At 36.0% G+C, this 13,168-nt stretch carries 16 protein-coding genes; 14 read left to right on the top strand and 2 right to left on the bottom strand.

All coding sequences use genetic code 11. From position 1 onward, the window contains the following. The first annotated feature begins 71 nt into the window (after window positions 1-71). Complete coding sequence (locus tag B5P40_RS05795; RefSeq protein WP_078175648.1) at window positions 72-1,052, top strand: YpdA family putative bacillithiol disulfide reductase; 981 nt, start codon at window positions 72-74, stop codon at window positions 1,050-1,052. A 33-nt stretch (window positions 1,053-1,085) separates the two neighbouring features. Here the strand turns inward: B5P40_RS05795 and ansA are convergent, their stop codons facing one another. After that, window positions 1,086-2,060 carry an asparaginase gene (ansA, locus tag B5P40_RS05790; RefSeq protein ID WP_002030754.1) on the bottom strand — a complete coding sequence of 325 codons (975 nt, stop codon included), beginning with the start codon at window positions 2,058-2,060 and terminating at the stop codon, window positions 1,086-1,088. A 214-nt stretch (window positions 2,061-2,274) separates the two neighbouring features. Here ansA and B5P40_RS32650 point away from each other — a divergent pair, with 214 nt between their 5' ends. The 5 genes from B5P40_RS32650 (at window position 2,275) to B5P40_RS05765 (ending at window position 6,840) form a co-directional block, all read left to right on the top strand. After that, the gene (locus B5P40_RS32650; RefSeq protein ID WP_002135263.1) at window positions 2,275-2,448 is read left to right on the top strand and encodes a DUF5359 family protein; all 174 of its coding nucleotides are present in this window, start codon (window positions 2,275-2,277) and stop codon (window positions 2,446-2,448) included. A 130-nt stretch (window positions 2,449-2,578) separates the two neighbouring features. Continuing rightward, a complete protein-coding gene (cmk, locus tag B5P40_RS05785; protein WP_002011798.1) occupies window positions 2,579-3,256 on the top strand; it encodes a (d)CMP kinase in 678 nt (225 codons plus the stop codon). 332 nt (window positions 3,257-3,588) lie between these two features. Continuing rightward, the gene (rpsA, locus tag B5P40_RS05780; protein WP_002030757.1) at window positions 3,589-4,737 is read left to right on the top strand and encodes a 30S ribosomal protein S1; all 1,149 of its coding nucleotides are present in this window, start codon (window positions 3,589-3,591) and stop codon (window positions 4,735-4,737) included. A 12-nt stretch (window positions 4,738-4,749) separates the two neighbouring features. Then, window positions 4,750-5,799: a type 2 isopentenyl-diphosphate Delta-isomerase gene (locus B5P40_RS05775; protein ID WP_002011801.1), complete on the top strand. Its 1,050-nt coding sequence runs from the start codon at window positions 4,750-4,752 to the stop codon at window positions 5,797-5,799. A gap of 252 nt (window positions 5,800-6,051) precedes the next feature. Beyond that, entirely contained in the window at window positions 6,052-6,840 is a 789-nt protein-coding gene (locus B5P40_RS05765; RefSeq protein WP_002193202.1) for a hypothetical protein, read from the top strand. A 125-nt stretch (window positions 6,841-6,965) separates the two neighbouring features. On the opposite strand, the gene B5P40_RS05760 is transcribed toward B5P40_RS05765, so the two are convergent. Then, window positions 6,966-7,100 (bottom strand): YpzI family protein, encoded by a 135-nt coding sequence (locus tag B5P40_RS05760; RefSeq protein ID WP_000513901.1) that lies wholly within the window; start codon window positions 7,098-7,100, stop codon window positions 6,966-6,968. Window positions 7,101-7,217: 117 nt separating this feature from the next. On the opposite strand from B5P40_RS05760, the gene B5P40_RS05755 reads away from it, so the two are divergent. The 8 genes from B5P40_RS05755 to B5P40_RS05720 all read left to right on the top strand — a co-directional run bounded on the left by B5P40_RS05755 (window position 7,218) and on the right by B5P40_RS05720 (window position 12,951). Further along, window positions 7,218-7,829 carry a YphA family membrane protein gene (locus tag B5P40_RS05755; RefSeq protein WP_002086626.1) on the top strand — a complete coding sequence of 204 codons (612 nt, stop codon included), beginning with the start codon at window positions 7,218-7,220 and terminating at the stop codon, window positions 7,827-7,829. Next, the gene (locus B5P40_RS05750) at window positions 7,822-8,715 is read left to right on the top strand and encodes a YIEGIA family protein (protein ID WP_002086625.1); all 894 of its coding nucleotides are present in this window, start codon (window positions 7,822-7,824) and stop codon (window positions 8,713-8,715) included. The genes B5P40_RS05755 and B5P40_RS05750 overlap by 8 nt, the downstream gene beginning before the upstream one ends. Next, window positions 8,712-8,897 (top strand): capping complex subunit for YIEGIA, encoded by a 186-nt coding sequence (locus B5P40_RS05745; RefSeq protein ID WP_002086624.1) that lies wholly within the window; start codon window positions 8,712-8,714, stop codon window positions 8,895-8,897. Before B5P40_RS05750 ends, B5P40_RS05745 begins: the two co-directional genes overlap by 4 nt. Window positions 8,898-9,021: 124 nt before the next feature. Next, window positions 9,022-10,332 carry a ribosome biogenesis GTPase Der gene (gene der, locus B5P40_RS05740; RefSeq protein ID WP_002011811.1) on the top strand — a complete coding sequence of 437 codons (1,311 nt, stop codon included), beginning with the start codon at window positions 9,022-9,024 and terminating at the stop codon, window positions 10,330-10,332. An 18-nt stretch (window positions 10,333-10,350) separates the two neighbouring features. Beyond that, window positions 10,351-11,373: an NAD(P)H-dependent glycerol-3-phosphate dehydrogenase gene (locus B5P40_RS05735; protein ID WP_002011813.1), complete on the top strand. Its 1,023-nt coding sequence runs from the start codon at window positions 10,351-10,353 to the stop codon at window positions 11,371-11,373. 116 nt (window positions 11,374-11,489) lie between these two features. Further along, window positions 11,490-11,741, top strand: coding sequence for a stage VI sporulation protein F (locus B5P40_RS05730; protein ID WP_000369753.1), 252 nt, complete (start codon window positions 11,490-11,492; stop codon window positions 11,739-11,741). 227 nt (window positions 11,742-11,968) lie between these two features. Beyond that, the gene (locus B5P40_RS05725; protein WP_002011815.1) at window positions 11,969-12,172 is read left to right on the top strand and encodes a DUF2768 domain-containing protein; all 204 of its coding nucleotides are present in this window, start codon (window positions 11,969-11,971) and stop codon (window positions 12,170-12,172) included. A 65-nt stretch (window positions 12,173-12,237) separates the two neighbouring features. Then, window positions 12,238-12,951, top strand: coding sequence for a hypothetical protein (locus B5P40_RS05720; RefSeq protein ID WP_002126422.1), 714 nt, complete (start codon window positions 12,238-12,240; stop codon window positions 12,949-12,951). The last annotated feature ends 217 nt before the right edge of the window (window positions 12,952-13,168 follow it).

Raw genomic sequence — 13,168 nt, 5'->3', positions numbered from 1 at the left:
TACTGCTGTAAGTAGGTTTTTTCTTGTTTATATAAATAGAGCAGAGGTAGAAGACTAGGAGTGAACTAAGTATGCAAAAAGAAACAGTTATTATTATCGGAGGCGGTCCATGCGGATTAGCAGCGGCGATTTCGTTGCAAAAAGTAGGGTTAAATCCGTTAGTAATCGAAAAAGGAAACATTGTAAATGCAATTTATAATTATCCAACTCATCAAACATTTTTCTCCTCTAGTGAAAAATTAGAAATTGGTGAAGTTGCTTTTATTACAGAAAATCGTAAGCCATTTCGTAATCAGGCGCTTGCGTATTATCGTGAAGTAGTAAAGCGTAAATCTATACGTGTAAATGCATTTGAACGAGTGGAACAAGTTCAAAAAGATGGTGATGTTTTTAAAGTTGAAACGACGAAGCGTGACGGAAACAAAGAAATATATGTTGCGAAATACATTGTTGTCGCAACTGGATATTATGATAATCCGAATTATATGAATGTACCTGGTGAGAAACTTGAGAAAGTAGCTCATTATTTCAAAGAAGGACACCCTTATTTTGATCGAGATGTCGTTGTAATAGGTGGTAAAAATTCAAGTATAGATGCAGCGTTAGAGCTTGTTAAATCGGGTGCACGTGTAACAGTTCTATACCGTGGTGGGGAATACTCGCCAAGTATTAAGCCGTGGATTTTGCCGGAATTTGAGGCGTTAGTACGAAATGGGACAATTCAAATGCATTTCCATGCGCATGTAAAAGAAATTACTGAGCATGCGTTGACGTATACAGTAGATGGTGAGGCAAATACAATTCAAAACAATTTTGTATTTGCTATGACGGGTTACCATCCAGACCACAGCTTCTTAACAAAAATGGGAGTTCGGATTGATGAAGAAACAGGGCGCCCGATTTATATAGAGGGTAGTATGGAAACAAACGCTGAAAATATTTTTATTGCAGGTGTAATTGCTGCGGGGAATAACGCAAATGAAATATTTATCGAGAACGGTAGATTCCATGGAGATGCGATTGCGCAAACCATTGCATCAAGAGAAGAATAAAAAGAAGCTGTCGAAATCTTCGACAGCTTCTTTTTAATCGTGCATAAACATATGTTGGATTGTTTCGTGAGAGTTTGTGTTTTCTAGTGCGACTAGTAATTTAATTCGCGCCTTTTGAGCGTTTAAACCGTAGGTGAAAACAATGCCCATATCTTTTAATTGTTTTCCGCCACCTTCATAAGAGTATACGTCTTGAACGATACCGTTAAAGCAGCGTGAAACTAATACAATTGGAATGCCTTTTTCTATTAATCGCCCTAGACTAGGAAGTGTTCTTGGAGGTAAATTACCTTGTCCAAGTGCTTCAATAACAATTCCGTCTACTGGTAGTGTTTCGATTGCTGATAATAATGTATCATCCATACCTGCGTATGCTTTTAGAACGACAACGTTTTTAGAAATCTGTCGTACTGTGCATGTTTCGTGATGCACTAAAGCATGATGGAAAACAACACCACGTTTTGTTACCATGCCAATTGGTCCGTACTGTGGACTTTGGAATGTCGCGACATTACTTGTGTGCGTTTTTGTTACATTTGTAGCACAATGTATTTCGTCATTTAATACGACTAGAACGCCTTTTTCAGCAGCTTCATTACTACTAGCAACTTTTACAGCTGATAAGAAATTATATAGACCATCGGCACCTAATTCATTACTAGAACGCATTGCCCCTGTCACAACGATTGGGATAGTTGCTTGAACTGTTAAATCAAGAAAATAAGCTGTCTCTTCTAATGTATCGGTACCATGCGTGATGACTACGCCGTGAATATCGTCTTGTTTTACTCTTTCGTCAATGATGACTTGCAATTGTAGCATTTCGCTAGGAGTCATGTGAGGAGATGGAAGATGGAACACATCTTCGACAATTAAATCAACATCGCCTTCTAAATCAGGAATGAATTTTAAAAGAGGATTCTTTTTACCTGGTTGTACGACCCCAGTTTCTTTATCTTCCTCCATTGCAATTGTTCCACCTGTGTGTAAAACTAGGATTCTTTTCAATGCTTATACCCCTTTCAAGTTGAAAAATACATTTAGAACATAACATGTTTTGAGTAAATTCGACAATGAAAATGTATAAAAGTATGCTTAGAAAATGACAATAAAATAAATTACCTTAAGTGTGCTCCGGTAAGTGGTTATTAGGTTAGGTTTTGTTTATGGAAATTTATGAGAGTGGATGTGTAAGTGTAGAGAGGGAAGGAGTGAGTTTTTTTTGAAAAAAGTGGAGAAAATTATAATTCGTATATTACTGATTCAATTTATTTTTCTTTCTGTCGTCCAACTGCTTTTTATACATAAATCTTCAGTGAAATATTTATCGAAAATTGTTTATTACGAAGGTGTCGTCACGAAAAATAAGGCGGAAATCTTACAGGTGAATAAGTAGTTTTCATTTTCTTCTATGATGGATTATGCTACAATTATTGAGGATTTAATGACGTGAGGCAAATGAGAAGAAGCAGGGGGAAAATACCTGCTTTTCGTTTTGTTTTATAAGTGAAAAATGAGGTGTTACAATGGATAAACGAATTTCGATTGCTATAGATGGTCCAGCGGCTGCTGGGAAAAGTACAGTGGCAAAAGTTGTTGCAAAAAAACTTTCATATGTTTACATTGATACAGGCGCAATGTACCGTACTATTACATATGCAGCCCTTGAACAAAAAGTGGATATTGAAAATGAAGAAAAGTTAATGGAAGTTGTAAAAAATGTAAATATTGAATTTCAGCAAGGGGAAAATACACAACTTGTATTTTTAAATGGACAAGATGTTTCTGAAGTGATTCGTACGCCAGATGTGACGAATCGTGTATCTATTGTAGCAAAGCATCGTCTTGTTCGTGAAGAAATGGTACGTCGTCAACAAGGATTAGCTAAAAAAGGCGGCGTAGTAATGGATGGCCGTGATATTGGTACACATGTACTACCGGATGCTGAAGTGAAAATCTTTATGCTTGCTTCTGTAGAAGAAAGAGCGGAAAGAAGACATTTAGAAAATATGAATAAAGGTTTCGATTCTAATTTAGAGCAGTTAAGAGAAGAAATTGCTAGGCGTGATAAATTAGATTCAGAACGCGAAGTTTCTCCTTTGAAAAAAGCTGATGATGCATTGGAATTAGATACAACTTCTTTATCAATTGAAGAAGTTGTCCAAAAAATTATGGGTATTGTTTCAGGAGTATTTGCGAAATAAAGAAAGAGGACTATCCTCTTTCTTTTTTTTTTTTTTGAAATGTAAAGGATAAGTGAATTATAAGTCTCTTTTCTTGACAAATGGGCTAATTTGTAAGAAGTTAGTTACAGAGGAAAAAAACTGTCAGAATATATTCGCTATTATATTTCAAATCATACTTTCTTCAAGATGATTTTGCTGTATACTATTTATATAGATTTAATATAGTTTCTTGTGAACTGTATTGAAACAGAATATGTGATGATAAATTCTTAAACATGCAAATGAAAACATTTGTTTTCATTTCGTATATACATAAAAATGCTTTGTCAATTCTGTAGGGAGGTATTTCCATGGTAGAGAAAATGAATGAAGAAGTTATGAATTCAAAAGAATTACAAGTTGGTGACGTTGTTACAGGTTCTGTAACGAAAGTTGAAGAGAAACAAGTTCTTGTAAATGTTGGATACAAAACAGATGGCGTAATTCCGATTAGTGAATTAGCTAACGTTCATATTGAAAAAGCAAGCGATGTTGTAGAATTAGATCAAACACTTGAATTGAAAATTATTAAATTAGAAGATGATGATCTTGTTTTATCTAAGAGAGCTGTTGACGCAGAAAAAGCGTGGGTAGAATTACAAGAAAAATTTAATTCTGGTCATGTATTTGATGTTACTGTAAAAGATATCGTGAATGGTGGGTTAGTTGTGGACCTTGGTGTTCGTGGTTTTATCCCAGCTTCACTTGTAGAAGTACATTATGTAGAAGACTTTGCTGACTATAAAGGAAAAACATTAGCGGTGAAAATTGTTGAATTAGATCGTGAAAAAAATCGTGTTATTCTTTCACATAAAGCGGTAGTAGAACTAGAACTAGATTCTAAGAAAAAAGAAGCAATCTCTTCGTTAAAAGAAGGGGACATTGTTGAAGGAACAGTACAACGATTAACGGATTTTGGTGCTTTCGTTAACGTTGGTGGTGTGGACGGTTTAGTTCACATTTCACAAATTTCACACGAACGTGTAGAGCAACCTTCTGAGGTATTAGAGCAAGGTCAAAAGGTAAAGGTAAAAGTGTTATCTGTTGATGCTGATACGCAACGTATTTCTTTATCAATTAAAGCAGCTCAGCCAGGACCTTGGGAAAATGTTGCTGGCGAAATAAAAGCTGGAGATATTCGTGAGGGAGTAGTAAAACGCCTTGTTACATTCGGTGCGTTTGTTGAAATTTTACCTGGTGTTGAAGGGCTTGTACATGTATCTCAAATTGCAAATCGTCACGTGAAAAATCCAAATGAAGTATTGGAAATGGGACAAGAAGTAAAAGTGAAAGTACTTGAAGTCCATGTAGCAGAAAAACGTATTTCTTTAAGCATAAAAGAAACGCTTGAAGAAAATAATGTAACAGAAGATTATAGCCAATATGAGCCAAATGCTGATTCGGCTACTTTCCAGTTAAGTGATATTATTGGTGAACAACTGAAAAAATTAAAGAAATAAAGAGGGGTACAAGTGGTAAGGGCAAAACGTAAATTAGATCATATTGAATATGCTCTTTCTACTGGTCAGTCTCGTACGCATGGCTTTCATGATATTGATTTTGTGCATCAAAGCTTGCCAAATTCAAGTTATGACACTATAACATGTGAAACAAAAATCGGCGAACTTTCACTAAGTTCGCCGATTTTTATCAATGCGATGACTGGTGGTGGAGGAGAGCAAACATTACATATTAATGAGCAATTAGCATATGTAGCGAAACATCATAACCTTGCTATGGCTGTAGGTTCGCAAATGGCAGCTTTAAAAGATGAAAGTGAAGCGGCTTCGTATAAAGTTGTTAGGAAAGTAAATCCGAATGGGATTTTTTTCGCAAACTTAGGAAGTGAGGCAACTGTCGAACAGGCAGAGCGTGCCGTTGATATGATTGAGGCGAATGCACTGCAAATTCATTTAAATGTCATACAGGAGTTAACGATGCCAGAAGGAGACCGTGATTTTACTGGTGTACTTCAGCGGATTGAGAAAATAGTTTTAAAAAGTAAAGTACCTGTCATCGTAAAAGAAGTCGGTTTTGGAATGAGTAAGGAAACAGTACAACAGTTAGCGAATATAGGTATAACAGCAATTGATATTGGCGGACAAGGTGGTACGAATTTTGCTGCTGTTGAAAATGAAAGAAGACAGCGAATGCTTTCTTATTTTAATAACTGGGGCATACAAACAGCTACCTCGATTATTGAAGCAACCTCTACAAATAATAACCTCTCTTTTATTGCATCTGGGGGTATACAAACAGCACTTGACGTGGCGAAGGCAATCGCATTAGGGGCTAATACAACTGCGTTTGCTGGATACTTTTTACGTATTTTAATGCAAGATGGTGTTGAGAATTTAGTGGATGAAATTGATCTTTTACATACAGATTTAAAATTTATTATGACAGCTCTTGGCGTGAAGACGATAGAAGAGTTACAATCTGTACCTCTTGTTGTAAAAGGTGAAACGTACCATTGGTTAGCGCAGCGAGGGATTGACACTGCACATTATAGTAGGCGATAAAAAATCAACCATCCGGTTGATTTTTTTGCGTTTTATTTTCGTAAAATGAAGAGGGAAGGCGAGAAGTTATCATTCTATATAATTCTATAAATGGAAAAAAGAGAGAGTTTACATTATGATAAAAGTATATATAAATATCATACAGAAAAGCTAAAATTGAAAAAAAAGGGGTTATAAAAATGAAGAAATGTAGAAAATATGTTGCTGAATTATTGGAGGATTCTCACTTTTGCCATGTTTGTGGAGAGAAACATGGCAAAAGTAAGAAAGTATTCCTCTCTATATAGCTGGTTAGCGATAAAACAAGATAAGAGATTGCTATTTAAGAGTCAAAAGAAACAAGGGAAAATTTACGATAATTTTGGGGATGAGGATGTTAATAAAAAAGGAGATAATGTATCTTCAAATAGTAAAAATTCAATAGGACGCATTACATATAATAGTGAATATTTTAACATCCATGCACGAAATATAAGAGAAGATACAGCGGTTTCTGGATATAATAAAAAGGTTGAAATTTCATTAACTTCAAATGTAAGAGAAGGAGATTCTAGTTCAACAACAGCGCAATCAGCAATTAAAACGGCGAATATTGCAATCGCAGTCGGGAATAAATTGTATAGGAATCCAACGGTGAATGCAGGAAGTGGAATAGAAGCACTAATTTTGCCAAGGGAATTAGGAGAAGACAAAAATCCATCGGAAGATTCGTATGTAATTTATTATTTTAATATACCAAATGAAGCGAGTTTAAGTAATGCTGAAGTAGTATTACTTTCTGATCAAGGAAATACCATTGTGAGTAGGGAAATTAAAGGAGAAAAAGAAGATATTGTAGGTGCGAAAAAAGAGGTTGAGCGAAAGTTAAATGAGATAGGAGAGATGGATTATGTACGTGTAGAGGTAAAGAGTAAAGATCCTTCTCTACATACGTATTATGTTATTACATATTCTAAAAAACCAACAGGTGTAGTTACGAGTGATGCCTCGTTGAGTGATAGGGTTTATAATGCGAAAACAAAAGAATTATATTATGAGTAGAAATAAATAAAATAATTGTGTAAAAAGACGGTTTCGTACAATATCGAAACCGTCTTTTTGTATTGCCTATTTGAGGGCAGCTTGATTGGTGTGGGCTAATAATCCCCACTGAAGTTTCACTTTATTTAATGCTGATTCTGCTTTCGAGCTTGCTCCGGTGTATCAAGACTTGTTGCACCGGGATATTGAAGTGATTGGTCGCGATCAGATTCAACGCGGCGTGATTCTCTTAGCTTTCGTTCTTGGCGATCTTTACCCATTGTGAGTTACACCTCCTTATTAAAAGTTTTGCTGTTATGAGAAAAACTATGCACAAAGAAAAGGAGGATTAACTTTCATAAAAAGTTCCCATAATGGAAATCATAGGAGGTGAAATGATGGATGGGAGTACTTTTTATTTTGTTGCTTGGATAGGGTGGATTGTCGTGACCTTTTTTATGAAAAAGGAATCTATTCGTTGGAAGATAAGTGCTTGTATATTAATTTTTATTATTTGTTCTCCGTTAAATGTGACGATTGCTTCTTTCACAATATCGGTAAATGCCCTTTTGCTTTGTATTATTTCTTTTGTAGGTATCGCGTTATATTCTATTTGGAAAAAATTATATACCTTACTTTCGGCACTTATTATTGCAATGTTATATACAAGCTTTCATTTGTTAGAAGTATATGATCCAATTTGGATTGTGGTTGATAGGTTGTTGCTGTTAAGTGGTGCACTTGTGTATGCATCGGTTTTATTGCACGGGGATCGCATATTACGATTATGCTCCTTATATATAGGGATGTTACAAGGAGAATTATTGGTGACGCTGATTTTTCGTAAATTACATTTTCCTTATGAATACGGCAGTTTAGCTTTTTTAGATGTTGCTGCTGTTTCCACTTTATTTATGGCGATTTTACTTTGGATTACAAAGGCATCGGTATATATGGAGCAATTTAAGAGGAAAACACGTAAAAGAAAGGCGAGGGTAATACATGACTGAATATACACCAGCTATTTTATGTGGCGTAATTGCAGGTACAATAACTAGGTTGTTAATGCTTCGTACCGATACGAGGCAATATCCGACGAGGCTTCACGGGAAAATTATTCATATCGCGATGGGATTAATTGCGGCTGCCTTAGGAGCAATTGCGATTCCGTCTGTTTTGAAAAAAGATTTCTCTGCAATTACATTTCTTACGTTAGCAGCGACGCAATTTCGTGATGTGCGCAATATGGAAAGAAATACGCTTCAACAATTAGATGGATATGAGCTCGTACCACGTGGTAATACATACATTGAAGGAATTGCATTAGTATTTGAAAGTCGTAACTACTTGGCGATGTTAACGTCGTTTGTAACAACGTTTGCGTATATAGGATTCGATTCATGGATTGCCGGGGTAATTACTGGTATAGTAAGTTTTTTCATTGCGAAAAAATTAATGTCAGGTAAAAGACTTCATGACCTTGTAGAAATAGAGCACGTTCCACTTCGTTTTGAAGGAGCGGGACTTTATATTGATAATATTTACATTATGAATATTGGATTGCCAGCAAGGCAAGAAGAAATTATGAAATATGGAATGGGATTTATTTTAAAACCGAAATCGATAGATGCGATGGTTACAATCTCAAACTTAGGACAACGGCAAGCTATTTTACATGATGTTTCGGTTGCTTTAGGAATATATAGAGATTCTGGAACGCCGGCACTTGTACCGTTAGCGAAGCGTGATTTAGAGGATGGGAGAGTTGGGATTTTTGTTCTGCCGCAAGATCAAGATGCAGAAAAAGCGATAGGGGTAATCGGAAATGTACCAACATTAGAGAGTGCTGTTCATATGTCATCAGAAGCTCCGAAAGGAAGGGGAGATAAGAGATGATGTTAGAAAGTGTTATTCTCGCAGTCATTACAACAACGCCAGAGAAATTTGCAGGTGGTGCCCCTTTATTTATTTGCGAGTCGACAGAGGAACTGGAATTTGTTGCAAATAATTTAGAGGCTATTTTAGATGGTATTGCACATCGCTTACAAGATAATGTATATATTATTGTGAAACATTAGTAACGTGTGGTATAATGTGAGGTGTTTTGATACGTTGAGAAATATTCTGGAATGCAAATCCCTTCTTGCACAAAGAAGGGTTTTTTACATAATAAACAGAAGCAAGTTGAAAGGATGAAAGTATATGCCGAAACCAGTAATAGCGATAGTAGGCCGCCCGAACGTAGGGAAATCTACTATTTTCAATAGAATTGTTGGAGAAAGAGTTTCAATCGTAGAAGATATACCAGGTATAACGCGAGACCGTATTTATAGTGCGGGAGAATGGTTAAATCATGAGTTTAACATTATTGATACAGGTGGAATTGATATTGGAGACGAGCCGTTCTTGACACAAATTCGTCAACAGGCGGAAGTAGCGATTGATGAAGCAGATGTTATCATTTTTATGACGAATGGTCGCGATGGTGTAACTGCAGCAGATGAAGAAGTTGCTAAAATTTTATACCGTTCTAAAAAACCAATTGTACTTGCGGTAAATAAGGTTGATAATCCAGACATGCGTAGTGATATTTATGATTTTTATGCATTAGGATTTGGCGAGCCATTCCCGATTTCAGGTACACACGGTTTAGGACTTGGTGATTTGTTAGATGAAGCTGCAAATCATTTTCCAAAGATTGAAGAAGAAGCGTATGACGATGAAACAATCCGTTTCTCTTTAATTGGACGTCCAAACGTAGGGAAATCATCACTTGTAAATGCACTTCTTGGTCAAGAACGTGTAATTGTAAGTAATATAGCGGGAACGACACGTGATGCTGTTGATACACCATATAGTAAAGATGATCAAGATTATGTAATCATCGATACAGCTGGTATGCGTAAAAAAGGGAAAGTATACGAAAGTACAGAAAAGTATAGTGTACTTCGTGCACTTAGAGCGATTGAACGTTCTGACGTTGTTTTAGTCGTTTTAGACGGAGAAGAAGGAATTATTGAGCAAGATAAAAAAATCGCTGGATATGCTCATGATTCAGGACGAGCTGTTATTATCGTTGTAAACAAATGGGATGCAGTGAAAAAAGATGAAAAAACAATGAAAGCATTTGAAGAAAACATCCGTGCTCATTTCCAATTTTTAGAGTATGCACCGATTGTATTCTTATCTGCGAAAACGAAAAAGCGTACACAAACGTTATTACCGGTTATCAATGAGGTAAATGAAAGCCATAGCATCCGTGTACAAACGAATGTATTAAATGATGTAATTATGGATGCGGTAGCGATGAATCCAACGCCGACACATAATGGTAGCCGTCTGAAAATCTTCTATGCGACACAAGTTGCGGTAAAACCACCAACATTTGTTATATTTGTAAACGATACAGAATTAATGCACTTTTCATATGAGCGCTTCTTAAAGAACCGTTTACGTGAAGCGTTCGGTTTTGTAGGAACGCCGATTCACATTATCGCTAGAGCAAGAGACTAATGGAGAGGATGTGATTTTATGACAAAAATCACAGTAATAGGAGCAGGTAGCTGGGGAACAGCGTTAGCGATGGTATTAGCTGACAATGGGCATGATGTACGTATTTGGGGAAACCGTCCTGAACTCATGAATGAAATTAATACGAAGCGTGAGAACAGTAGATATCTTCCAGGGATTACATTGCCAAGCACAATCGTAGCCTACTCTTCTTTAGAAGAAGCATTAGTAGATGTAAATACAGTACTGCTAGTAGTACCGACGAAAGCGTACCGAGACGTATTGCAAGAGATGAAAGAAATTGTTACAGAGCCAATTACTTGGATTCATGCAAGTAAAGGAATCGAACCAGGTACGTCAAAACGTATTTCGGAAGTGATTGAGGAAGAAATTCCAGAGAGCTTGATTAAGGATGTTGTTGTACTATCTGGGCCGAGTCACGCTGAAGAAGTTGGATTGCGTCAAGCGACAACTGTTACGTCTGCAGCAAAGCGTATGGAAGCGGCTGAGGGAGTACAAGATTTGTTTATGAATAGCTATTTCCGTGTATATACAAACCCAGATATCGTTGGAGTTGAACTTGGTGGTGCTTTAAAAAATATTATTGCACTAGCTGCGGGGATATCTGACGGGCTTGGATTAGGTGATAATGCGAAAGCGGCATTAATGACACGTGGTTTAACAGAGATTGCTCGTTTAGGAAGAAAAATGGGCGGAAATCCGTTAACGTTTGCTGGTCTAACTGGTATGGGAGACTTAATTGTAACTTGTACAAGTGTGCATAGCCGAAATTGGCGCGCTGGAAATATGCTTGGAAAAGGGCACTCTTTAGAAGAAGTGCTAGAAAGTATGGGTATGGTTGTAGAAGGTGTAAGAACAACGAAAGCTGCTCATGAATTGGCAGAGAAAATGGAAGTTGAAATGCCGATTACAGCTGCTTTATATGACGTGCTGTTCAATGGGAATAATGTGAAAGATGCAGTAGGCTCATTGATGGGACGTGTTCGAAAACATGAAGTTGAAGCGATACCTGATTTGTTATAAAGAAAACGGTAGAAGTACATTTCGTACTTCTACCGTTTTTTATTTTTTATGGGTCTTTTCACCAATTTTTCATCTCTGCATAGGATGAAGAGTAACTTGAGGAGAGGGTGAAAAGAATGGATAACAACATTTTTAATAACATTGAAAAAGAAGCGAAAGTGAACAAAGAAGATATTTTTAAATTAGCGTCGTCTGTTCAAAATGCGAACTTACGTGATGAGACAGTGCTTCGCCAATTGATTCATCAAGTTGCTCTAATGGCAGGACGCGAAGTGCCGAAAGAGCAAGAGGATCAAATTGTAAAAGCGATTATTAACAATAATATGCCGGCGGATTTTGGTTCGTTAAGTAAAATGTTTAAAAAATAAATTATGAGAAACAAAGAGTTTAGAGAATGCATATGATAGTTATGAAAGAATGGGAATAGAGCTGTTAAGGGCATATTTGGTCAACCGAAGCGCATCATTTCGTGCTTCGGTTTTATTATTTTAAATAAAAATCATCAATTCACGGAAAAATGATGATTTTTATTTGTTTAAAGATTTTAATTTGTTAAAATAGTATAAAAATAGATTGAAAGTAAAGGGGTGTATATATGTCGGAAGGGCTTATGAAAATGTGGTTTGCTTTAGGGGCAATTGGATTTATGTTTCTTGCAGTAAGTTTTATTTTATTGAGTAGGCATAAAATGAAGAATAAATTTTTGAAAGGGATTACAGCTTTAGTAGCGTACACCCTCATGATTGTATCGGGAATTGTTATTTTCCTTGTTGTATTTAGTGGCCCTATTGAGCAATAAAGGATGTGTAGTCGGTAAATGTTACAAAAGCAACAGTCCATACTAGCATGAAAAGGTGATTGTCAGTGAAAAAAATCCATATTATTTTAATATTTTGTTGCATGAGCATTTTAACAGGGTGTATGTATCCAAGAGAAAATATGAAACAAAGTGCTATTCCTTATGAAGACCAGTTGCAAGTTGTACAAAAAGCCATTAATACATATAAGGAGCAAACGGATGGTTTATTACCAATTAAGACGCGTGATATGAGTACGCCGATTTATCAGAAGTATCCAATTGATTTTCAAAAAATTGCTCCAAGGTACATACAAGAGGCACCAGGGAATGCGTATGAAAGTGGTGGAGTATATCAATATGTATTAATAGATGTTGAAAAAAATCCGACAGTAAAGTTAATTGATGTGAGAATGGCGGAACAAATTCAAGAAGTGGCATTGAAGCTAAGAATGTATCGTGATGAACATCAATATCCACCTTTTAAAAAAGTGATCACAGATGGTGTTTATGAATTAGACTTCAAAAAACTAGGATATAAAGATGTACCACAAGTGACAAGTCCGTACTCAGGAAAAGGTCTCCCTCTTGTAATTAATGAAAAAGGAGAATTGTTTGTTGATTATAGAATCGACTTATATGAAGCGTTGAAAAAAAATGAAGGACAATTTAAAGAAGGTGAAGATATCCGGAGTATACTATCGAAGGATTCCCCGTTTGTTCCTGCATATTCTTTGCCGTACACAGTAAAAAATGGAGAACCAATTTTTTTGAAATCATAAGTCATGAACCTTTCTTTTAGTGAATAAGTTCTAGAAGAAAGGTTTTTTATGTTATACAACTTGCGATGCAAACAAAAGGTATTTTTAAATAGTCATATGAAATTGGACAAAATTATATGATATATTGTCCGAACTTCTAGAATACCATTATATTATATCAGATATTATAGGCAACATTAGAGAAGGTATTAGTTGACTATAAACGTGGAATTATTCC

Source organism: Bacillus sp. SRB_8 (genome assembly GCF_003264205.1).
Classification (GTDB): Bacteria; Bacillota; Bacilli; order Bacillales; family Bacillaceae_G; genus Bacillus_A; species Bacillus_A mycoides.
Note: the sequence above shows the minus strand (reverse complement) of the source record. Positions and strands in the feature narration are given on the sequence as shown.